The organism is Nocardia sp. XZ_19_385, assembly GCF_015355755.1.
Taxonomy (GTDB): Bacteria; Actinomycetota; Actinomycetes; order Mycobacteriales; family Mycobacteriaceae; genus Nocardia.
The window spans coordinates 2,359,963-2,382,347 of sequence record NZ_JACVEE010000002.1 but is presented as its reverse complement, the minus strand read 5'-3'; the positions used below and the strand labels follow the sequence as shown (position 1 = coordinate 2,382,347).

The window sequence follows — 22,385 nt, the reverse complement described above, 5'->3', positions numbered from 1 at the left end:
CGCTGCATCAGGCTTTCGCCCATTGTGCAATATTCCCCACTGCTGCCTCCCGTAGGAGTCTGGGCCGTGTCTCAGTCCCAGTGTGGCCGGTCACCCTCTCAGGTCGGCTACCCGTCGTCGCCTTGGTAGGCCATTACCCCACCAACAAGCTGATAGGCCGCGGGCCCATCCTGTACCGATAAATCTTTCCACTCCAAGACATGCATCCTGGAGTCATATCCGGTATTAGACCCAGTTTCCCAGGCTTATCCCGAAGTACAGGGCAGATCACCCACGTGTTACTCACCCGTTCGCCGCTCGTGTACCCCGAAGGGCCTTACCGCTCGACTTGCATGTGTTAAGCACGCCGCCAGCGTTCGTCCTGAGCCAGGATCAAACTCTCCGTTGAAGACTCTCAACCAACCCCGAAGGGTTAATCAGAAGAATAACTAGAGTCCGAAAACCTAGCAAAGCCAAACACCAGCAAAAAGATTTGCTGTTGTTAAATGTCCGATCCCGTCAACCGGGGGGTATGAGGAATCGGAACCAATAATAATATTGGCACTGACATTCATCGACACACTATTGAGTTCTCAAAGAACACACGCACACACATCCGCCACTCGATCTCTCGGGGGTTTCAGCGAGGCAACTTGAACAGCTTAGCTCAGCCAGTCTCCCAGATCCAAATCCGGGGTTCCAGTCGAGCTAGTGTGATCGTCAGGCGCTCCTCGTACGACCTCGTGTCCCTCGCTCAGCGTCTCCGCTCAGCCCCGGGTTGGTGTCCGTGTCGCTCTGACTCGATAAAAGTTACGTGGCGCGATGATCAATGTCAAATCGCCTGGTCAAGACCATCTTTCAGCGATACCGCGCCGCGCACAAGGTCAATTGGCGGCGCCGACGCGCTCCACCTGACCACCCAGCGCCTGCAACTTCTCGACGAAGTTCGGGTAGCCGCGGTCGATGTGGAAGACGTCGTGCACTTCGGTGACACCGTCCGCACACAGGCCGGCCAGTACGAGACCGGCGCCGGCCCGAATGTCGGAGGACCACACCGGCGCACTCGACAACCGCGGAATCCCGCGCACCACAGCGTGATGCCCGTCGGTCCGCGCGTCGGCGCCGAGCCGGATCATCTCTTCGACGAAACGGAAGCGGGCCTCGAAGATGTTCTCGGTGATCATCGAGGTGCCGTCGGCGATCGCGGCCAGGCCGATGGCCATCGGCTGTAGATCGGTCGGGAAACCCGGGAACGGCAGCGTGGAGAAGTTGACCGCGCGCGGCCGCTCCTGCTGCACGACGCGAAAACCGTCCACATCGAAGGAGATTCGCGCGCCGGCCGAACGCAACTTGTCCAGCACCAGCGAAAGATGCTTCGGGTTCACGCCGGTGACCTTCACATCGCCCATCGTCATGGACGCGGCGATACCCCAGGTCGCGGCGACGATGCGGTCGCCGATGACGCGGTGGTCGGTCGGCTTCAGGCTCTTCACACCCTGGATGGTGAGCACGGACGTGCCCGCGCCGCTGACCCGCGCGCCCATCCGCACCAGCATGTTGCACAGATCGACGATGTCGGGCTCGCGCGCGGCGTTGTCGATGACCGTCTCCCCCTCGGCGAGCACCGCCGCCATGAGGATGTTCTCGGTCGCGCCGACCGACGGGAAGTCGAGACGGATACGCGCGCCCTGCAATTGGTCGGCCTGGGCCACCACACAGCCGTGCTCGATCTCGCTGGTCGCGCCGAGTAGACGCAAACCGGTCTGATGCATGTCGAGCGGGCGGGAGCCGATGGCGTCACCACCGGGCAGCGCGACAACAGCGCGCTTGCATCGCGCCATCAGCGGCCCGAGCACGCAGACCGAGGCCCGGAACTGGGTCACCGCCGGGAAGTCGGCGTGATACTTCGGCTCGGCCGGAGTGTTGATGGTGACCACCGAACGATCGCCCGGGGCGTCGTCGGTAATGGTGACCTCGCAGCCGAGACCACGCAGCACCTCGGCCATCAGGGGCACATCGAGGATGTCGGGGCAGTTCGTGATCGTCGACGTCCCCTCCGCCAGGAGGGCAGCGGCCATCAGCTTGAGGACGCTGTTCTTGGCGCCACCCACCGTGACCTCGCCGACGAGCCGATTGCCCCCGGTGACCAGAAACCGTTCACTCACGCCCGCACCTCGCTGGCGCTCGGTTCCGGCATGAGCGACGCTGCTGTGCCCATGGTTCCCTCGCTTCGCTCACTCACACGGGTAGCTTATCCGCGCCCGACACAGCACACGCGTGTGTACGCGATCCCGGTGCACTGCTGAGCGGTTTGCGTGAAATGCGCTCGCTCGTTCCGAAGCCGAAGGGACTGTAAATCCGGGCCTCTCGTTCTGCGACACGCGTCCAGTTGGACTACGCTACCGGCGAGTCAGTTCGCTCGATGTCGACAGACCAATCCGCGGCGCAATGCGCCCACCCTGGTGTCGGCCGAGGTCGAAACCCCTACCGACACCACAGGATCGAGGACTTTTCCGTTGATCACCGGCATACCGGGTCGAGCAGTCCGACCCGGCGCTCTCCTATCCACCGCCTGCTGAGCCGCTATGGATATCCCCGCACTCCAAACGAGTTGGCGCGACGTCGAGAAGGTCGGCGACGAAGCGGTCTTGTACTTCTACTCACACCTGTTCATGGCGCACCCCGATGTGCGGGCCATGTTCCCGGTGTCGATGGCCGCGCAGCGCGGCAAGTTCTTCGCGGCGCTCGGGCGCATCGTCAGCAATGTGGACAAGATCGGCGCCGATCCGAGCTTCGTGCAGCAACTCGGCCGAGATCACCGCAAGTTCGAGGTCGTTGCTGATCATTACCCCGCCGCCGGTGCGTCACTGCTCGCGACCCTGCAGTACTTTCTGGGCGCGGCCTGGACCGACAGCCTCGCGGCGGATTGGGCCGAGGCCTACGGCATCGTCGCCAAGCTGATGGTGGTCGCCGCCGAAGACGACGAGGCGACCTCCCCCGCCTGGTGGGAAGCCGAAGTCATCGGAACCGACCGCCGCAGCATCGATGTCGCGGTGCTGCGGATTCGCCCGACCGAGCCGTACCCGTACGTGGCCGGCCAGTCGATGGCCCTCGAGATTCCGCAGCGACCCAAATTGTGGCGGTACTACACGCCCGCGAACGCGCCGCGAGCCGACGGCACCATCGATCTGAATGTGCAGATCGTGGCGGGCGGGCACGTCAGCGCGCCGCTGGCCCGGGAGATCCGGCCCGGTGACACGGTGAAGCTCGGTGCGCCGATCGGCACGGCGCTCACCCTGACCGACGAGCTGCACGGCGACCTGCTGATGATCGCCGGCGGCACCGGCCTCGCGCCGATGAGCGCGGTCATCGAACAGCTCGACGCGGACTGGCGGGAAACCGGCCGGACCACGAATGTCCATCTGTTCCACGGCGTCCGGACGCAATGGAACCTCTACGAACACCACTTCCTCAGTGAGATGGCCGACACCCGGCCGTGGTTCCGCTACACCCCGGTCGTCTCCGAGGATCCGACCTACCCCGGCGCCAAGGGTGTGGTCGGAACCGTCGCCACCCAGGCGCACCACTGGCAGGGCTACACCGCGCTGGTATGCGGATCCACACCGATGATCGAGCACACCACCACCGAGCTGGCCGCGGCGGGCATGCCGCGCTCGGCCATCAGATTCGAACAGTTCGACACGGTCGCGGAGCCAGAGCCCGCAGCGGCCGAGGCACTGGCAATGACCGGTGCCGACACTATTCCGGCGGGGACCGGACATGAGGTGACCACATGGCGCTGAAGCCACGCGATATCGAGAAGGCGAAGTTCAAGAGATCGGCGCTGGGCCGGCGCGGATACGACGAGAACGACGTCGAAGAATTCCTGGAGCGGGTCGCGCGCGAGGTATCGCGGCTCAATGCCACCAACAAGCGGCTCAGCCAGCAACTCGAGTTCAGCGGTGAGAAGTCGCTGCTGTCGGACAACGACTACCTGGCTTCCCGGGTCTCCGATCTGGAACGCCAGCTCGCGATGTACAAGTCCTCGACGCCCGCGGACACGTTCACCGTGGAGCAACTGCGGTCCGACCTCGCGGCGGTGCGCCGGGAGAACCACCAGTTGCGCGAGGAAGCCCAGCACGACCTGCTCGGGGTGAATATCCGCGCGGTGAACATGCTGAGCCAGGCGCAGCTGTCGGCGGAGTCGACCGTGGCCGAGGCCGAGGTCTACGCGCGCGAACTCGTCGCGGCGGCGCGGCAGCAGTACGCCGACATTCTGCGGCAGGCGCAGGAGTCCGCGGCGCAGGCCGCCGATGGGATCGCGTCGCTCACCACGGTGCCCAAGGGCGCTCCGGAGCCGGCGCCCGCGGAGATCGAATACATCCGCACCTACGCGCAGATCGCGCAGAAGCAGATGCACACGATCGTCGAGGCGCTGTTCAGCGAGATCGACAAGCTCGGGGAGCCGAAAGCCGCCCAGCCGCAGAAGGCTTCGCGACCGGTGCAGGCCGAGATCTCCATGCCTCCCGAGGTCGTGGACAAGCCCGCGCCGGTGTCGTACTGGAACCCGGCACAGCTCACCTCCTCCGACGACTTCAGCCACTAGCTCCGCCGCATCCAGGCTGCGAATTGAAATCGCTTGCGCTACAGTGCTTTTCGATTCGCGGCCGAGGTTCGAAACGGCCACGACGAATTGAGAAGGGGATGCCTGCAATGGCGGATTCCATTTATGACCAGATCGGCGGGGCCGAGGCCGTCGCCGCTGTCGTCGACGATTTCTACGTCCGGGTGCTGGCCGACGAACAGCTCGCCGGCTTCTTCACCGGGGTGAACCTGTCCCGGCTCAAGGGCCTGCAGGCGGAGTTCTTCTGCGCCGCGCTCGGCGGGCCGCAGACCTACACCGGCGCCCCGATGCGCGACGTGCACCAGGGCCGCGGCATCGGACAGGACCACTTCAACCTGGTCGCCGGACATCTGGTGGACGCGCTGACCGGCGCGGGCGTGCCGAAGGAACTGGTGGATCAGATCATCGGGGCGATCGCGCCGCTGTCGGATGACATCGTGAGCGCGGGCGTCAACAGCTGACAACGAGAAAGGCCCGTTCATCTTCCGGGATGAACGGGCCTTTTGTCGTTTCAGCACACGGCTACTTCTTCTCGCCGCCCGGCTTCCAGAGCACGTCGCCACCCGGATTGGTGACCCGGCTGAGGATGAACAGCAGATCCGACAGGCGGTTCAGGTAGCGCGCGGGCAGCGCGCTGGTGTCGTCGGGATGCGCGTCCACCGCTGCCCAGGCCGAGCGTTCCGCACGCCGGGCGACCGTGCGCGCGGTGTGCAGCAGTGCCGCCAAGGGGGTGCCGCCGGGCAGAATGAACGAATTCAGCGGGGCCAGTTCGGCATTGAACTCATCACACCAGCCTTCGAGGCGGTCGATGTAGTCCTGGGTGATGCGCAGCGGCGGATATTTGGGCTCGGCCACGACCGGGGTGGACAGATCCGCGCCCGCGTCGAACAGGTCGTTCTGCACTTGGCGCAGGACTACGAGGATCTCGGGTTCGGGATTGCCCAGGGCGACAGCCACGCCCAGGGCGGCATTCGCCTCGTCACAGTCGGCATAGGCCGCCAGCCGGGGATCGTTCTTGGAGACCCGGGAGAAATCGCTGAGACCGGTGGTCCCGTCATCGCCGGTACGCGTGTAGATCCGCGTCAGGTGCACGTTCACAACACTCAGCGTAGTGCTTGGATCCCGGCGTTCGCCGGGATGACGGAGGGGCCGCGCTCAGAGCCCGCCGAGGCGACGGGTGCGATCCGACGGACGGGACTCGACCCAGGATAGGAAGGCCGCGCGAGCGCCACGATCCAACGCGATCTCGAAGCCGCCGTGGGTATCGGACACACCGGTGACGATGATTTCGTCGGTCATGATGTCGTACTCGTCCCCGACCGGTCCGCGACGTTCACCGATCTCGATGCCCTGCCGGCGGATCACGGAATCAGGGCCCAGCTTCAAGCTGGTGAGTTTGTAGAAGACGAGGCGATCCTCGTCATAGCGGATCAGGCCGTGCCGCCAGCCCTGGCCGCCGTTGGCGGGGAGGACACGGAGTAGGGCGGAGGTGCCGCCGCGGCGCAACATGACCAGGCGGTAGGTAGAAATCAGGGCGAGCGCGACCAGCAGCAATACCAGGGTGATCAGAACAATCATCCCGGTCTGCAATGCGGTCCGTCCTTTCGACCGGCCACCCTGTGAGGTCGCCGTTACCCATCCGTTGCGATATTCAAACACGAGTCTACAAAGGGGCGGCCACGGGGGCGGCCCGAAAAACATTGTCGGCGGCGAAGATAGCCTTCGCCGCCGACAAGCCCATTCAATTATGGATCCCGGCGTTCGCCCGGACTGCGATTACCGTCGCCCTGGTCAGTGCTCGGCGAGCGCTTCGACCGCGCGCACCTGAGCCTGAGCCACAGTCCGGTCCTCCTCGGAGGCCTCCGCGTCGGCGAGCACCTTGCGGGCCGCGTCGACATCGACCTCACCGGCGAACTCGGCGGTCTCGGCCAGCACCCGGACCGTATTGGCCGTGACGGAGAAGAACCCTCCGTGCACCGCCGCGACGATCCGCTCACCGTCGACCGGGACGATGGTCACGGTGCCACCCTCGACCAACTGGCCGAGCAGCGGCTCGTGGCCCGGCATGATGCCGATCTGGCCCTCGGTGGTCTGGGCGCTGACGAACGAAGCCTGGCCGGACCAGAGCCTGCGTTCGAGAGCGACGAGATCAACTGACATCTCAGCCATGGATGACTACTTTCCGGCGATCTTCTTCGCGGCTGCCTCGACGTCGTCGAGACCACCGCAGGAGTTGAACGCCTGCTCCGGGAAGTGGTCGAACTCGCCCTTGCAGACCCGATCGAAGTCGTCGATCGTCTGCTCCAGCGGCACGACCGAGCCCGGCTGACCGGTGAACTTCTCGGCCACGATGAAGTTCTGGCCGAGGAACTTCTCCAGACGACGGGCGCGGCCGACGAGGACCTTGTCCTCTTCGGAGAGCTCGTCCATGCCGAGGATGGCGATGATGTCCTGCAGTTCCTTGTACTTCTGCAGGATCCGCTTGACCTCGTTCGCCACCGCGAAGTGCCGGTCACCGATGATCGAAGCCTCGAGGATACGAGAGGTCGAGGTCAGCGGGTCGACGGCCGGGTAGATGCCCTTCTGCGAGATCGGGCGGGAAAGCTCGGTCGTCGCGTCCAGGTGGGCGAAGGTGGTGGCCGGCGCCGGGTCGGTGTAGTCGTCGGCGGGGACGTAGATCGCCTGCAGCGAGGTGATCGAACGGCCACGGGTCGAGGTGATGCGCTCCTGGAGCTCACCCATCTCGTCCGCCAGCGTCGGCTGGTAACCCACGGCAGAAGGCATACGACCCAGCAGGGTCGAGACCTCGGAGCCGGCCTGGGTGAAGCGGAAGATGTTGTCGATGAACAGCAGCACGTCCTGGTGCTGCACGTCGCGGAAGTACTCGGCCATGGTCAGGGCCGACAGCGCGACGCGCATACGCGTGCCCGGCGGCTCATCCATCTGGCCGAACACCAACGCGGTGTCCTGCAGCACGCCCATCTCTTCCATTTCCAGGAAGAGGTCGGTGCCCTCACGGGTGCGTTCACCGACGCCGGCGAACACCGACGTACCGGAGAAGTTCTTCGCGATACGGGTGATCATTTCCTGGATCAGAACGGTCTTGCCGACACCGGCGCCACCGAACAGACCGATCTTGCCGCCCTTGACGTACGGGGTCAGCAGGTCGATGACCTTGATGCCGGTCTCGAGCATCTCGGTCTTGCCTTCGAGCTGATCGAAGCTCGGGGGCTTGCGGTGGATGCCCCACTGCTCGCCGTCCCGGCCCAGGCCCGGGCTGTCCAGGCAGTCACCGAGGGCGTTGAACACGTGGCCCTTGACGAGGTCACCGACGGGCACCGAGATCGGCTTGCCGGTGTCGGAGACGCTCGCGCTGCGGACCAGGCCGTCGGTCGGCTGCATCGAGATGCAGCGGACGATGCCGTCGCCGAGGTGCTGGGCAACCTCGAGGGTCAGCGTCTTGGCCACCGACTTCAGAGCGATGTCGGCGTGCAGAGCGTTGAACAGCTCAGGGATCGAGCCGCGCGGGAACTCGACGTCCACGACGGGGCCGATGACCCGGACGACGCGGCCTGCGGTGCCACCGGTCCGAGCCGTGTTGTCTTGAGAGACAGCTGCGGTCATTGGTTAGTTTCTCTTCCTGCGCTTTAGTCGCGGTCGCCGCTCGCGGCCAGCGCGTTGACGCCACCCACGATTTCGCTGATTTCCTGCGTGATCTGGGCCTGACGCACCGAGTTCGCCTCGCGCTGCAGCACACTGGCCAGCTCGTTGGCGTTGTCGGTGGCGGCCTTCATTGCGGTGCGCCGAGCCGCGGACTCGGATGCCGCTGCCTCGAGCAACGATGAGTAGATACGCGTGTTGATGTACTTGGGCAGCAGAGCCGCCAGCAGCACATCGGCGTCGGGCTCGAATTCGTACTGGGCCTTGATGTCAGCGGTCTCGGAATCCGAGAAGCTGTCCTCGCCCAGATCGAAGCTCTCTTCGATGAAGCTGACCTGGATCGGCGCCAGCCGGCGCACCTCCGGGGTCTGCGTCAGCATCGAGACGAACCGGGTGTAGACGACATGCAGTTCGTCGACACCGGCGATGGCGCCCTCACCGTTGGGTGCGGGCACCTCGCCGTCGGCTCCGGCCATGAACGCCTCGACCAGGTGGTTGCACGCGGCCGACGCATCGACGTAGGTCGGCTGCTGCGAGAACCCGGTCCACGCGGCCACCGGCGGACGGCTGCGGAAGGTGTAGTACGTGAGGCCCTTGTTGCCCATCACATACAGCACCGGCTCCTTGCCCTCGTTGCGCAAAGTGGTCATCAGCTCTTCGGCGCGCCGGAACACGTTGGAGTTGTATCCACCGCACATGCCGCGGTCACTGCTGATCACCAGAACCGCTGCCCGGCGCGGGTTTTCCCGCTCGGTCAGCAGCGGGTGCGCCAGGTTCTTCGACGCGCTCGCCAGCTCTGCCAGTGCCTTGGTGATCTCCTCGGCGTACGGCTTTGCGGCCGTGACCCGGGCCTGAGCCTTGGTGATACGCGAGGTCGCGATCAGCTCTTGGGCCTTGGTGATCTTCTTGGTCGAATTCACACTGCGAATGCGGGAGCGCAATTCACGCAAGCTTGCCATTGGTCACCCTCCCTTCATTCGCCAGTTCCGAATAGCGCATCAGCTCGTCCGACTTACTTCTCGACGTGCTTGCGGGTGACCGACAGCTTCTCGACCTCTTCGTGGTCGAGCTCGCCGGCCTCCGCCTCGTTCACCACACGACTGCCGTCCGAAGCGAGGAAGCCCGCCTTGAACTTGTCGGTCGCCGACGTGATGGCCTCGGCGTTGTCGCCGTCGAGCGGCTTGGCGCCACCCTGCAGCGAGTCGAACGCGTCCTGGGCGTTGCGGTGCAGGTCTTCGAGCAGCTCGCGGCTGAAGCGACGGATGTCGCCGACCGGAACCGAGTCGTAGTAGCCCTTGTCCACCAGGAAGATCGAGATGACCTGGTCCTCGACCGAAACCGGCGAGTACTGGTTCTGCTTGAGCAGCTCGACCCAGCGGGCGCCGCGCTCGAGCTGTGCCTTGGAGGCGGCATCCAGGTCGGAGGCGAAGGCGGAGAACGCCTCCAGCTCACGGAACTGGGCCAGCTCCAGACGCAGCGAACCGGCGACCTTCTTCATGGCCTTGGTCTGAGCGGCGCCACCGACACGGGAGACCGAGGTACCGACGTTGATCGCCGGGCGGACACCCTTGTTGAACAGGTCGGACTCGAGGAAGACCTGGCCGTCGGTGATGGAGATGACGTTGGTCGGGATGAACGCCGAGACGTCACCGGCCTTGGTCTCGATGATCGGCAGACCGGTCATCGAGCCCGAGCCCATGGCGTCGGACAGCTTCGCGCAACGCTCCAGCAGACGGGAGTGCAGGTAGAAGACGTCACCCGGGTACGCCTCACGGCCCGGCGGGCGACGCAGCAGCAACGAGATGGCACGGTAGGCCTCGGCCTGCTTGGTCAGGTCGTCGAACACGATCAGGACGTGCTTGCCCTGGTACATCCAGTGCTGGCCGAGGGCCGAACCGGTGTACGGGGCCAGCCACTTGAAGCCGGCGGAGTCGGAGGCCGGAGCCGCGACGATGGTGGTGTACTCCATCGCGCCGTGCTCTTCCAGCGCGGCCTTGACGCCCGCGATGGTGGAACCCTTCTGGCCGATGGCGACGTAGATGCAACGCATCTGCTTCGCCGGGTCACCGGAATCCCAGTTCGCCTTCTGGTTCAGGATGGCGTCGATGCAGACGGCGGTCTTGCCGGTCTTACGGTCACCGATGATCAGCTGACGCTGGCCGCGACCGATCGCGGTCAGGGCGTCGATGGCGGTGATACCGGTCGCCATCGGCTCCTCGACCGGCTGGCGCTCCAGCACGCCCGCGGCCTGAAGCTCGAGCACGCGACGCTCTTCGGCCTCGATCTCGCCCAGGCCGTCGATCGGCTGGCCGAGCGGGTTGACCACACGACCGAGGAACTTGTCGCCGACCGGAACCGAGAGCACGTCACCGGTGCGCTTGACTTCCTGGCCCTCTTCGAGCTCGGCGAACTCGCCGAGGATAACCGCACCGATCTCGCGGTCCTCGAGGTTCAGCGCGACACCGAGCACGCCGCCCGGGAACTCGAGCAGCTCGTTGGCCATTGCCGAAGGCAGGCCGGAGACGTGCGCGATGCCGTCACTCGCGTCGGTGACCGTACCGACTTCTTCGATAGAGGTCTCGGGGGTGTAGCTCTGTGTGTAGCTCTCGATCGCGCTACGGATCTCGTCGGAGGAGATCGTCAGCTCCGCCATGTTCTTCCTGCTCTCGCTGTGTGGGTCTCGAATGTCGGGGGGTGGGAGGCCGGGCTCAGGCGAGCTCGCGGCGCAGCCGCTCCAGTCGGCCGATGGCGCTGCCGTCGATCACGTCGTCGCCGACGCGGACAACCAGCCCGCTCAGCAGATTCGGATCGACCTCGACGTGCACTGCGACCGGCTTGCCGTAGATGCGCTGCAGGGAGCCGGCCAGCCGGTCCTGCTGCTGCTGGGTCAGCTCGATCGCAGCCTGCACATGCGCGACAATCTGTTCGCGCCGGGCGGCCGCCAAGTCGGACAGTGCGTCGAACGCGTCACCGATGCTGATCTTCTGCCGCGTGACGGCCTGTTCGGCGAGGGTCACCGTGATGTCGGTGGCCTTGCCGTTCAGCAACCGGGCGATCAGTTCGCGCTTGCCCTGTGCGGGCTTCGAGCGATCCGACAGTGCCTGCTCCAGTTCGGGGCTGTCGGCGATGATGCGACCGAGCCGGAACAGCTCGTCCTCCACCGCGTCGAGCTTGCCGCTGTCGGCCGCCGACTCCAGCAACGCTTCCTGCCCGAGCAACACCAGGGTGTCGACCAGATCGGCGGTGCGGGACCAGTCCTGGGCGACGGCGGTGGTCAGCACTGCCTGTGTGGCAGGACTGACCTTGCCGCCGAAGACCCGCTCGCTGAGCTCGGCTCGCGCCGAACCAGGCACCGACACGTCCGCGAGCGCAACACGCAGCGAACGCTGTTCGTCCAGCACGGCGACAACGGCGAACAGTTCAGAGCCCGTCGTGGCGGCAACGCTGTCGCTTCCGGTCAGGGCGGCGCGCAGCGCCTCCCGGGACCGGGCGCTTGCCTCACGGCTCGCTGCGTACATGCTTCTCACTTTCGCGTCGTTACCTTCCGACCCCGATGCCGGCATTCGACTCGTCGAGTTCGGTCAGGAACCGCTCGATCGATGCCGCCTGCTTGGCTTCGTCCGAAACCGACTGACCGATAACCTTCTCGGCCAGATCGACGGCCGTACGGCCGACTTCCGAACGCAGCTCGTTCTGGATCTGCTGGCGCTGGGCTTCCAGCTGGCTGTGGCCGGCGGCCACAATGCGATCGCTCTCGGCCTGGGCCTCCGAGCGCATCTGCGCCAGGATTTCCTGCCCCTGAGTCCGGGCTTCCTCACGGATGCGCGCGGCTTCCAGGCGAGCGTCGGCCAGCTGCTGCTTGTACTGCTCGAGTGTCTGCTGGGCTTCTTCCTGCGCGACCTCGGCGCGGGCCATTCCGCCCTCGATCTTCTCGGCACGCTCGTCCAGCACCTTCATCAGGCGCGGAACGACGTACTTGTAGAAGACGATGCCGATTACAAGCAGGCAGACTGCCGACCAAAAGATGTCATACAGCTCGGGAACGAGGGGATTACGATCCTCCCCCGCAGTCGCCGCGAGCACAGTCATGCCGGTCATCGCAATCAGAAGATGAAGCCGGCGACGAGGCCGATCAGGGCCAGCGCCTCGGTGAACGCGATACCGAGGAACATGTTGGTCCGGATCGTGCCCTGCAGCTCGGGCTGGCGGGCGATGCCCTCGATGGCCTTACCGACCACGATGCCGACGCCGATGCCGGGGCCGATGGCAGCCAGGCCGTAGCCGATGGCGCCGTAGCCCTTGACCTTTTCGCCGGTGGTGGCGGCTTCCTGGGCCAGGTACGCGAGGCTCATGAGTTTCTTTCCCTTTCTGTTGCACACACCGCCGGTCGGCGGGGAGCAGGTATCCAGTCGTAAGTTGTCGGTCAGTGAGAATCTGCGTGCTGCGCGAGCCCGATGTAGACGGCGGTCAGCAGGGCGAAGACGTACGCCTGCAGGAAGACCACCAGCAGTTCGAACAGCGTGAATCCGAGGCCGGCCAGCAGCGAGAACGGCGAGAAGATCTTCATCCACGCTACGGCGTCGAAGAGGAAGAACTGCGTCGCGCTGAAGAACAGGACCAGCATGATGTGGCCCGCCAGCATGTTCGCCATGAGTCGGACGGTCAGAGTGAACGGCCGGAGCACGAAGGTCGAGATGAACTCGATCGGGATCAGCAGCAGATGCAGCGCGGGCGGAACATTCGGAACCACGATGGAGCTGCGCATGTACTTGAGGAAGCCGTACTTCTTGATGCCCACGTAGTTGAAGGTGACGTAGGCGAGGACGGCCAGTACCAGCGGCATGCCGATGCGGGCGTTCGACGAGATGTTCAAACCCGGAATGACACCGGAGAAGTTCAGAAAGAGGACCGTGAAGAAGATGGTCGCGATGAGCGGGAAGAACTTGCGTCCGGATTCTTTACCGAGAACCTCGTCGCAAATCTGCTCCTTCACGAAGAGCAAGCCGTATTCGGCAACGTTCTGCAAGCCGCGCGGGACGATCTTCGGGCTGCGGAATGCCAGCAGCATGAAGCCGAGTAGCAGCGCCGTCATCAAGATGCGGACGAGCATCAAACGGTCGAGTTCGAAGAACGTTCCCTCGAACAGCACAGCTTCAGGGAAAAAGTCATCTAGCGAAGGCGCATGGAACTCGCCCGCCGCCAAAGTGGTGACGCTCAGCGTTCTCTCCCGTGTTCGGGCCGCGGGTACGGTCATATCCCGCGGTTCGATCGGACATTGACGATCAATTTGGGTCGACTAGGTCGGCTCGAAGTTCGTCAGCAGCTGAGCGGCAAACCGCTTGGGCGTCTGTACGTGTGTCGGCGACATCGTCGACATGCAGAACCGAAGCCCTCCGGGCCCGGTACGGCAGTAAGCATAGCGGCACTTGGCGGGATCTTGGTGACCCCCCCTACCTTGGGTGCTTGCTTACCAACACTTTACCAAGTTATCTACGACGCTGTGTAGGGGGGTGAGCATTTTTCCTACTCGCTGGTATCGGAGTCGCCCGCCGGGGTGGTCACATACGGAACCTTTTGGCGGAGAACGCCGTACGTCTCGGCGCCCAGAACGATCAGCAGCGCACCCACCACGGTGAGGAACAAAGCCACGCGGTTGTAGAAGTCGAATTGCTGCAGCACGGCCACCACCAACAGCACCACGAGCAGCTTGCCAACCCAGCTGACCAGGATGATCAGGCCCGCGGTGCTCGGCGGAAGCTTGGCGCCGAACAGCACCACGGCGGCCGTCGTGAGGATGAATCCGCCGCCGATCGCGGCGCCGATCAGGGCGCCCCACAGGCCGGGCATCCCGGCCGTCGCGGTCCCGATCGCGACGGCGAGCACGACCAGGACGGCCAACCCGACGAGGCCGTAACGCAGCGCCGACTTCAGCGGGGCGTCGGGTCCGGGGATCGGCTTCGGAGTAAAGGTCACGCCGAAAACTTTACCCGGGCGGCTGGTGCCCCTCGGCCGCCTCCCCGCGCCGCAGGCCCGGCACGGCGGTGACGATCAGGGCGAAAAGCAGGCCGGCGGCCATCAGCAACACCACCACCGTGCGGTCCATCAGCGAACTTCCGACCGCACCGAAAGCCAGCACGCCGACCCATAAATAGATGAGCAAAACCACACGCCGCTGCGAATGACCGATCTGCAGCAGGCGGTGATGCAAGTGCATTTTGTCCGGAGTCGAAAAACTCACGCCGGCCCGGACCCGGCGCACGATCGCCAGCACCAAGTCCAGGACCGGAATGAACATCACCGCGCCGACCAGCAGCAGCGGTGAGAGCAGACCGACGATGTCGCGCGGCCCGAAACCTTGAAGTGGAATCCGGCCGGACGCACTTGTGGACGCCGCGGCGAGCACCAGTCCGATCAACATGGAGCCGGAATCACCCATGAAAATCCGGGCGGGCGAAAAATTGTGCGGCAGAAATCCCAGGCACGCACCCGCCAAAGCGGCGGCGAGCAACGCGGGCGGATAGGTGTCGACCGAGCCGCCCTGTTCATTCATCAAACCGACAGCAAACACGAACACCGCACCGGCGCAAATCAATCCGAGCCCCGCGGCGAGACCGTCGAGGCCGTCGACGAAGTTCATCGCATTTACGAGCGTGACCGTCACCAGGACGGTAACCAGGCCACCCTGCAGTGCATCAAGCGAAATTGTCGAATTGCTGAACGGGTTGTAAATGCTGTACCAACTCAGCCCCATCACCGCCATCACGCCGGCGGCGGTGACCTGACCTGCGAATTTGGTGAGCGCGTCCAGGCCCCAGCGGTCGTCGACAATGCCGACCAGCACGATGATGGTGGCGGCGACGAGCACCGCCGGAATATCGGGCGCGTAGTCGAATCCCCGGCGCAGCGCGGGCAATTGGTGCGCGAAAAGCACCGCCGCCACCAGACCGATGTACATGCCGACGCCGCCCATCCGCGGGATCGGCTTGACGTGCACGTCCCGCTCGCGGGGTACAGCAACCGCGCCGAAAGCGATGGCGATGGTCCGGATTCCGCCGGTGGCCAGGAACGTGACAGTGGCCGAGATGAGCAGCACGAGCAATAGCTCGCGCAGCGGCACAACAGCACTCATCCGATCACCGGGCAGCGGGACTGGTGAGTTCGTCCGGCTTCATCCCGAGCACCTCGGCGATTTCGGCCACCGGCACCGCGCCCTCACGCAGGATCCGCGGCTGATCGGAGGTGAGGTCGACGATGGTGGAGGCGACGGCATGATCAGCGGGTCCGCCGTCGAGATACACATTGACCAGCGAACCGAGCTGATCGCGCGCCTCGGCCGCGGTCGTGGCGGGCGGCTGCCCGGACACATTGGCGCTGGACACCGCGAGCGGGCCCACCTCACGCAGCAACTCCAGCGCGACCGGGTGCAGCGGCATCCGCAGCATCACCGTTCCGCGCGTATCACCGAGGTCCCAGGCCAGCGAAGGCGCTTGCTGCACAACAAGACTCAGGCCGCCGGGCCAGAACGCCCGGATCAGCTCCCGAGCCTGCGGACGCACCGAGAACACCAGGCCATCGATGGTGTGCCAGGAACCGACCAGCACCGGCACCGGCATGTCCCGCCCACGCCGCTTGGCCGCGAGCAGCGAACTCACCGCGGTCGAGTCGAAGGCATCGGCAGCCAGGCCATACAGCGTGTCGGTAGGCAACACCACCAGCCGCCCGGACTTCAGGGCGCTCGTCGCTGCGGACAGTCCGGCGGCGCGCGAGTCGGTATCCGCGCAGTCGTAGACGGTACTCACGGCCCCATCCTGTCACGGGGCCTGAGAGCTAAGTACGGGTGGCTACTACGAAGCGGGGTTTTTCGGCGAGGTCGAGGTGTTCGGCGATATCGGTGAACTGGCCGGATTCGGCGAGGAGTTTGGCGGTGGCGGAGCCGTTGGTGTCGTCGTGTTCGATGGCGAGGGCGCCGGCGGGGCGGAGTAGGCGGGTGATCACGGGGATCATCGGGCGGATGACGTCCAGGCCGTCCGTGCCCGCGAATAGGGCGCGGTGCGGATCGTGTTCTGCCACTTCGGGATCCAGCTGCGCGCCGGCGGGGATGTAGGGCGGGTTGGAGACGAGCAGGTCGACGCGGCCGCTCAGGTCGGTGAGCAGGTTTGGGTCGGTGGCGTCGTCGGCGTAGAGGGTGATCGCGGTGTCGCCGGCGGCGATGCGGTCGTCGGCGTTGCGGCGGGCCCATTTCACGGCGTCGGGATCGATTTCGACGGCGTGCACGTCGGCGTCGGGGCGGGCGTGGGCGATGGCCAGGGCCAATGCGCCGGAGCCGGTGCACAGGTCGACGACGATCGGCTGGTGGTCGTGTGGCAGCGCCTCCAGCTGGGCGAGGGCCCAGGCGAACAGGACCTCGGTCTCGGGGCGCGGGACGAAAACGCCTGGGCCGACGGCGAGGTCGATCGCGCCCATAGCGGCAACACCGGTGAGGTGCTGCAGCGGGACGTGGTGCGCGCGGTGGTCGACCAGCGCGCGGAAGTCGGCGAGCAGGTCGGGTTCGACCAACGGAACCAGTGCCAGGCGGGTGCGTTCCACTCCGAGCAGGTGCGCCGCCAGCTGTTCGGCGTCGGCGCGCGGGCTGTGGATGCCCGCGGCCGCTAGTGCCTCGGTGGCTTCGTTGATCGCCGGGCGTAGAGCCACCCGGCGCACCTCGCTCATTACTCCGCCGCCATGCGGGCTTCGCGGTCCGCTTTGCCGAGCGCGTCGAGCAGGGCATCCAGTTCACCGTCGAGCACGGCGTCCAGATTGTGTGCCTTGAATCCGACGCGGTGATCGGCGATGCGGTTTTCCGGGAAGTTATAGGTGCGGATGCGCTCGGAGCGGTCCACGGTGCGGATCTGGCTGGCCCGGCCCGCGGACGCTTCCTGCTCGGCCTGCTCTTCGGCGAGCAACTGCAGACGCGCGGCGAGCACCTGCATGGCGCGCGCCTTGTTCTGCAGCTGGGAGCGCTCGTTCTGGCAGGTCACCACGATGCCGGAGGGCAGGTGGGTGATGCGCACGGCGGAGTCGGTGGTGTTGACGCCCTGACCGCCCTTGCCGGAGGAGCGGTACACATCGATGCGCAGATCGGTTTCGTCGATCTGCACCTCCTCGACCTCGTCGGGTTCGGGGTAGATGAGCACGCCCGCGGCGGAGGTGTGGATACGGCCCTGCGATTCAGTGACCGGCACGCGCTGCACCCGGTGCACACCACCCTCGAACTTCAGGCGCGACCAGACGCCGTCGCGGGCCGCGTCGCGACTCTTGATCGACAGCGTCGCTTCCTTGTAGCCGCCCAGTTCGGTGTAGGTGGCGCCGAGCACCTCCACCTTCCAGCCGTGCCGTTCGGCGTAGCGGATGTACATGCGGGCCAGGTCGGCGGCGAACAGCGCGGATTCCTCGCCGCCTTCGCCGGACTTGACCTCGAGCACGACGTCGTCGCTGTCGTGCGGGTCGCGCGGGGCGAGCAGGTCGGCCAGCGCCGCTTCCAGCTCCTCGGTCTGGCGCCGCAGCTCGGGAATCTCCGTGGCGAACGCCGGATCGTCGGCGGCCAGCTCCTGGGCGGCGGCGAGATCGTCGTGCGCGGCCTTCAGTTTGTTGTACGTGGACATCACCGGGGCCAGCTCGGCGAATCGCTTACCGACCCGGCGCGCGGCGCCCGCGTCGTTATGCAGCGACGGATCGGCCAACTGGGTCTCCAGGCCCTGGTACTCGGCCAGAATGTCGTCGATCGCGGACGGCTGCGTCATGATGCTTCCTTGTCTATTTCTGCAGTGCGGGGGCCTCTGGCATTGTCTTTGCCAAGAAATGCACCGACGCCCGGTCTGCATATGCAGGACCGGGCGTCGGGGAGGAAGCTAGGAGGCGTCTTCGGCCTTCTTGCCCGCACGCTTGCCGTAGCGAGCCTCGAAGCGGGCCACGCGGCCGCCGGTGTCGAGGATCTTCTGCTTGCCGGTGTAGAACGGGTGGCACTGCGAGCAGACCTCGACGCTGATGTGTCCGGACTCCTTGGTGGAGCGAGTCTGGAAGGTGTTGCCACAACCACAGACGACGGTGGTGTCGACGTAGGTCGGGTGGATTCCTGCCCTCATGGGTGTCCTTTCAAAATGGCCGCCGGGTCGCCCGCGAAGGAGCGTGAACCGGAGCCGACTAGGCGGGATTGTCTGCCGATGGGCAGACGCACAGCGATCCAGTATGCCAGAACCGCCGCTACGCTGCCAAAACGCCCCCTGCCTCCGGTCTATTCCCGGGCCAGGTAGGCCCCCCTCCTCCACCGCCCCAGAAAGTGCGGGCACGCAATTGGAGCGCTCTTACGGGAGCCTAAGACGGGTAGTTCGCTACTCAAGAATGCGAACACAGCTGTTCATAGAGTTTGGGGCCTGGAGGACAAGAGCACACCGGCGTGCCGACGACAGAGGGGAGAACGATATGAACAGCCGCATCGCCTTGGCGGTCTTCGGGTTGTTGACTCTCGCTGTCGCGGTGGGCTGGTTCGCGGTACCGGAGGCCACCCCCGTTTATTCGACAGCGGAAACAGTCGCCTACTACCAGGCCGAGCCCGCCGCCTCGGGCGACACCGTCAGCCCGGCCACCATCCTGCTGACCTTCATGATCTCCGGAGCCGCGCTGATCGGGCTGTTCTTCTTCCGCCCGAATACACCGAAAGGGCCTCGCATGCGCGAGACCCTTTCGGTGACAGTCGAGTTCGTACTACTCGTCGATCGCGCCACCCGGCGCTGTCTTGCTGACCGACATCAGGAACTCCAGGTTGTTCTTGGACTTCTTCAAACGGTCGATCAGCAGATCGATCGCCTGATGCGAATCCAGGCCGGACAGTACGCGGCGCAGCTTGTGCAGCACGGCCGCCTCGTCCGGGCTCAGCAGTAGCTCGTCCTTACGGGTACCGGACGGGTTGACGTCCACCGCGGGGAACACGCGCCGTTCCGCGATCTTGCGGTCCAGCTTGAGCTCGGCGTTGCCGGTGCCCTTGAACTCCTCGAAGATCACCGTGTCACCGGTCGAACCGGTCTCCACCATTGCGGTGGCGATGATCGTCAGCGAGCCGCCGTTCTCGATATTGCGCGCCGCGCCGAGGAACCGCTTGGGCGGGTACAGCGCGGTCGAGTCGACACCACCGGAGAGGATGCGGCCCGAAGCCGGCGAGGAGTTGTTGTACGCGCGGCCCAATCGGGTGATCGAGTCGAGCAGCACGACAACGTCTTTGCCCATTTCCACCAGGCGCTTCGCCCGCTCGATGGCGAGCTCGGCGACCGAGGTGTGATCCAGCGGCGGCCGGTCGAAGGTGGAGGCGATGACCTCACCCTTCACCGAACGCTGCATGTCGGTGACCTCTTCGGGACGTTCGTCGACCAGCACAACCATGAGGTAGACCTCGGGGTTGTTGATGGCGATCGCATTCGCGATGTCCTGCATGATCGTGGTCTTACCCGCCTTCGGCGGTGACACGATCAGCGCTCGCTGGCCCTTACCGATCGGCATGATCAGATCGATCACCCGGGTGGTCAGCTTGTTCTGCTGAGTCTCCAGGCGCAGCCGCTGATTCGGGTAGAGCGGGGTGAGCTTGTTGAACTCAGGACGCCGCTTGGCGCTGTCGACGTCACTGCCATTGACCGTGTCCAGACGCACCAGCGGATCGAACTTCTGACGCTGGTTGGTCTGCTCGCCGTCACGCGCCGCACGCACCGCACCTGTGATCGCGTCACCGCGGCGCAGGCCGTTCTTGCGGACGAGGTTCATCGACACGTAGACGTCGTTCGGCCCGGCCAGGTAGCCCGAGGTGCGAACGAACGCGTAGTTGTCCAGCACATCGAGGATGCCCGCGACCGGCTGCAGCACGTCATCCTCGCGGATTTCGAACTCGCGCGCCTCGCTGCCACCACCGGGGGCGCTGCCCTCGCGGTCACGCCCACGACGCCGCTCGCGGAAACGACGGCCCCGGCGGCCGCGGCCGCCTTCCTCGTCGTCGCCGCCACGGTTGTCGCGGTCGCGATCCTGGCCGCCACGGTTCTCGCTGCCACGGTTGTCGCGGTCGCGATCCTGACCGCCACGGTTCTCACCACGGTTCTCGCCACCACGGTTTTCGCCACCGCGGTTGCCGCTGTTGCCATTTCCGTTCTGGTTGCGCTCGCCCTGGCTACGGTCACCGGACTGGTTGCGATCACCCGATTGGTTGCGCTCCCGGCGACGCTCGCCCTGTTCGGCATCCTGCTTCGGCTCGTCACCACGCGCCTCGGCGTTCTCGCCGCCGGATCGCGCCTGGTCACGGCCGCGCCGCTGCCGACCACGGCCCCGCTGGCCGGATTCCCGACCGGCGTCCTCGGAGGCATCGCCCGGCGCGGCATCCGCCGGAGCGGCTTCGGTTTTCGCAGCCTTCGCCGGAGCAGCCTCGGGAGCGGCGGCGGCTTCGGGAGCGGCGACCTTGGGCGCCTCGGCCGGGGCCGCAGGCGTCACGTCGAGGGTCGCCTGCTCGGCCTTCGCTTCGCTACGCGCGGACTTTTCGGCCTTCTCGGCTTTCGCCGGGGCCGCCTTTCCAGCCTGATTTTCCTTGATGGCGGCGATCAAATCGCCTTTGCGCATTCCGGAGGTGCCTCGGATTCCGAGCTCCCCCGCAAGCTGGCGCAACTGCGGCAACAACATTCCAGTCAGCCCCGATCGTGCGACGTCGGTGTGTTCGCTCATCTTCGCAATCTGTCCGGATTCACTTTCGCGACCCGAGTTACTTGGGTTGTTTTCCACCCCGGGCGTCGCGAGCAGGTCCGTATCTGTCACGGAATTCCTTTCCTTCCCTCGACTGCCGTGTGCTGTTTCGAGGGTTCGTCCCGCAGTCCGGGCACTGTGCCGGACTCGGATGCCGTATATCACCTGCTCCACCGAACCCGGCGGTTACGCCACCGGTTGTGCAGGGCCCAACTCCAAAAAGGTGGGAGAGATCATTCCAGTTGCGCAGCTACGCAGCACCTCCATGGCCTGGAGGCTCGAGCCTGGAGCCTGCTGGAGCGATTGCCCTGATGAAGCACCGGCGTCTGATGCGCACGATGTACGGACTTGCCCAGGATAGCTGGATAGTGTGAAGCACGGCAAGGCAGACTCGCCGTTAGCTGACCTGGACTCCCTCGGCGAGTCCAGGCTCGACCACTCGAAGGCCGTCCGCGGCCGCGAGTTCGGCCAATTCCGCGGGGAATTCGCTGGTACACAAGGCCAGCACGGTCGGCCCGGCGCCGGAAACGGTGGCCGGAATTCCGGCTTCCCGCAAACGCGCGATCCAGGCCGTGGTCAACGGCAGCGCAGGGGCTCGCTGAGCCTGGTGCAGACGGTCCATGGTGGCGGACATCAGCAGGTCAGGGCGCTCGGTGAGGGCCACGACCGCGAGCGCGGCACGGCTGACATTGAACGCGGCGTCGCCGTGCGGCACGGTGTCGGGCAGCAAACCTCTGGTGTGCGCGGTGGACGAGCGCTCCTCCGGAATGAGCACCACCGGACGCAGTGTCGGATGGGCGTCCAGGCGCACGGCGCGATAACAGCGACCGTGCGAGCTGTCGGCCTCGACCGCGGATTCGGTCCAGGACACGACGATGCCGCCGAGCACGCTGGCCGCCGCGTTATCGGGGTGGCCTTCGAATTCCGAGGCCAGCTGCACCTGTTGCTCCAGGTCCAGACCCAGCTCGGGGTCGAGTTTCGCGGCCAGCGCGCTGCCGGCGGCCAGCCCGCCGACCACCGCGGAGGCCGAGGAACCGAGACCACGGGAGTGCGGAATCACGTTGTGGCACACCACATCGAGGCCGTCGGCCCAGACGCCGGCGGCCTCCAGGCCGCGCTCGATCGCGCGCACGACGAGATGCGAAGGGCCCCAGGGCACGTCATCGGCGCCCTCACCCTCCACCCGGATCGTAAGGCCGGAATCGGTAGTGCGCACCTGGATCTCGTCGAAGAGGCCCAAAGCCATTCCGAGCGAGTCGAATCCGGGACCGAGATTGGCGGTGGACGCCGGAACCCGTGCGGTGACGGCGATTCCGGGGGGCAGGGTCCGAACCCGAGCGGGGTCCGGAGCCAATTGGGTGTCGCGCGAGTTCAA

Annotated in this window: 23 protein-coding genes and 1 rRNA gene; 3 read left to right on the top strand and 21 right to left on the bottom strand. The window is 65.6% G+C overall.

The features are described from left to right. Positions 1-388 (bottom strand): 16S ribosomal RNA (locus IBX22_RS23505); the annotation flags it as partial. 475 nt (positions 389-863) lie between these two features. Continuing rightward, entirely contained in the window at positions 864-2,144 is a 1,281-nt protein-coding gene (murA, locus tag IBX22_RS23500) for a UDP-N-acetylglucosamine 1-carboxyvinyltransferase (protein WP_194817646.1), read from the bottom strand. A 420-nt stretch (positions 2,145-2,564) separates the two neighbouring features. Between murA and IBX22_RS23495 the strand changes: the two genes are divergently transcribed. The 3 genes from IBX22_RS23495 (at position 2,565) to IBX22_RS23485 (ending at position 5,064) form a co-directional block, all read left to right on the top strand. Continuing rightward, positions 2,565-3,782, top strand: a complete 1,218-nt coding sequence (locus IBX22_RS23495) for a globin domain-containing protein (RefSeq protein WP_194817645.1) — start codon at positions 2,565-2,567, stop codon at positions 3,780-3,782. Then, positions 3,773-4,585 (top strand): DivIVA domain-containing protein, encoded by an 813-nt coding sequence (locus IBX22_RS23490; RefSeq protein WP_194817644.1) that lies wholly within the window; start codon positions 3,773-3,775, stop codon positions 4,583-4,585. Before IBX22_RS23495 ends, IBX22_RS23490 begins: the two co-directional genes overlap by 10 nt. Before the next feature lie 98 nt (positions 4,586-4,683). Then, entirely contained in the window at positions 4,684-5,064 is a 381-nt protein-coding gene (locus IBX22_RS23485) for a group 1 truncated hemoglobin (RefSeq protein WP_194817643.1), read from the top strand. A gap of 61 nt (positions 5,065-5,125) precedes the next feature. Here the strand turns inward: IBX22_RS23485 and IBX22_RS23480 are convergent, their stop codons facing one another. From IBX22_RS23480 to thrB, 19 genes are all read right to left on the bottom strand, one after another. Continuing rightward, positions 5,126-5,701, bottom strand: coding sequence for a cob(I)yrinic acid a,c-diamide adenosyltransferase (locus tag IBX22_RS23480; protein WP_194817642.1), 576 nt, complete (start codon positions 5,699-5,701; stop codon positions 5,126-5,128). 57 nt (positions 5,702-5,758) lie between these two features. Next, positions 5,759-6,181 (bottom strand): DUF2550 domain-containing protein, encoded by a 423-nt coding sequence (locus IBX22_RS23475; protein ID WP_194817641.1) that lies wholly within the window; start codon positions 6,179-6,181, stop codon positions 5,759-5,761. 213 nt (positions 6,182-6,394) lie between these two features. After that, positions 6,395-6,772 (bottom strand): F0F1 ATP synthase subunit epsilon, encoded by a 378-nt coding sequence (locus IBX22_RS23470; protein WP_194817640.1) that lies wholly within the window; start codon positions 6,770-6,772, stop codon positions 6,395-6,397. Positions 6,773-6,778: 6 nt separating this feature from the next. Then, positions 6,779-8,227, bottom strand: a complete 1,449-nt coding sequence (gene atpD, locus IBX22_RS23465) for a F0F1 ATP synthase subunit beta (RefSeq protein ID WP_194817639.1) — start codon at positions 8,225-8,227, stop codon at positions 6,779-6,781. Between the two features lie 23 nt (positions 8,228-8,250). Continuing rightward, the gene (locus tag IBX22_RS23460; RefSeq protein ID WP_194817638.1) at positions 8,251-9,222 is read right to left on the bottom strand and encodes a F0F1 ATP synthase subunit gamma; all 972 of its coding nucleotides are present in this window, start codon (positions 9,220-9,222) and stop codon (positions 8,251-8,253) included. Between the two features lie 53 nt (positions 9,223-9,275). Next, positions 9,276-10,916 (bottom strand): F0F1 ATP synthase subunit alpha, encoded by a 1,641-nt coding sequence (gene atpA, locus IBX22_RS23455; protein ID WP_194817637.1) that lies wholly within the window; start codon positions 10,914-10,916, stop codon positions 9,276-9,278. A gap of 55 nt (positions 10,917-10,971) precedes the next feature. Next, positions 10,972-11,781, bottom strand: a complete 810-nt coding sequence (locus IBX22_RS23450) for a F0F1 ATP synthase subunit delta (protein WP_194817636.1) — start codon at positions 11,779-11,781, stop codon at positions 10,972-10,974. 19 nt (positions 11,782-11,800) lie between these two features. Beyond that, complete coding sequence (locus IBX22_RS23445; RefSeq protein ID WP_194817635.1) at positions 11,801-12,361, bottom strand: F0F1 ATP synthase subunit B; 561 nt, start codon at positions 12,359-12,361, stop codon at positions 11,801-11,803. 5 nt (positions 12,362-12,366) lie between these two features. Then, positions 12,367-12,615 (bottom strand): ATP synthase F0 subunit C, encoded by a 249-nt coding sequence (locus IBX22_RS23440; RefSeq protein ID WP_194817634.1) that lies wholly within the window; start codon positions 12,613-12,615, stop codon positions 12,367-12,369. Between the two features lie 71 nt (positions 12,616-12,686). Beyond that, the gene (gene atpB, locus IBX22_RS23435) at positions 12,687-13,517 is read right to left on the bottom strand and encodes a F0F1 ATP synthase subunit A (RefSeq protein ID WP_194817633.1); all 831 of its coding nucleotides are present in this window, start codon (positions 13,515-13,517) and stop codon (positions 12,687-12,689) included. 269 nt (positions 13,518-13,786) lie between these two features. Beyond that, on the bottom strand, positions 13,787-14,236 hold the full coding sequence (locus IBX22_RS23430) for a hypothetical protein (protein ID WP_194817632.1): 450 nt from the start codon (positions 14,234-14,236) through the stop codon (positions 13,787-13,789). A gap of 10 nt (positions 14,237-14,246) precedes the next feature. Further along, positions 14,247-15,392: a glycosyltransferase family 4 protein gene (locus IBX22_RS23425; protein ID WP_194817631.1), complete on the bottom strand. Its 1,146-nt coding sequence runs from the start codon at positions 15,390-15,392 to the stop codon at positions 14,247-14,249. Positions 15,393-15,396: 4 nt separating this feature from the next. Next, positions 15,397-16,062, bottom strand: coding sequence for an L-threonylcarbamoyladenylate synthase (locus IBX22_RS23420; protein WP_194817630.1), 666 nt, complete (start codon positions 16,060-16,062; stop codon positions 15,397-15,399). Positions 16,063-16,090: 28 nt separating this feature from the next. Next, positions 16,091-16,963, bottom strand: coding sequence for a peptide chain release factor N(5)-glutamine methyltransferase (prmC, locus tag IBX22_RS23415; protein WP_194817883.1), 873 nt, complete (start codon positions 16,961-16,963; stop codon positions 16,091-16,093). Between the two features lie 8 nt (positions 16,964-16,971). Further along, on the bottom strand, positions 16,972-18,042 hold the full coding sequence (prfA, locus tag IBX22_RS23410; RefSeq protein WP_194817629.1) for a peptide chain release factor 1: 1,071 nt from the start codon (positions 18,040-18,042) through the stop codon (positions 16,972-16,974). A gap of 108 nt (positions 18,043-18,150) precedes the next feature. Beyond that, the gene (gene rpmE, locus IBX22_RS23405) at positions 18,151-18,384 is read right to left on the bottom strand and encodes a 50S ribosomal protein L31 (protein ID WP_194817628.1); all 234 of its coding nucleotides are present in this window, start codon (positions 18,382-18,384) and stop codon (positions 18,151-18,153) included. A 453-nt stretch (positions 18,385-18,837) separates the two neighbouring features. Further along, positions 18,838-18,969: a hypothetical protein gene (locus IBX22_RS37960; RefSeq protein WP_255526461.1), complete on the bottom strand. Its 132-nt coding sequence runs from the start codon at positions 18,967-18,969 to the stop codon at positions 18,838-18,840. Between the two features lie 34 nt (positions 18,970-19,003). After that, complete coding sequence (gene rho / locus IBX22_RS23400) at positions 19,004-21,082, bottom strand: transcription termination factor Rho (RefSeq protein WP_194817627.1); 2,079 nt, start codon at positions 21,080-21,082, stop codon at positions 19,004-19,006. Between the two features lie 325 nt (positions 21,083-21,407). After that, positions 21,408-22,385, bottom strand: coding sequence for a homoserine kinase (thrB, locus tag IBX22_RS23395; RefSeq protein WP_228538926.1), 978 nt, complete (start codon positions 22,383-22,385; stop codon positions 21,408-21,410).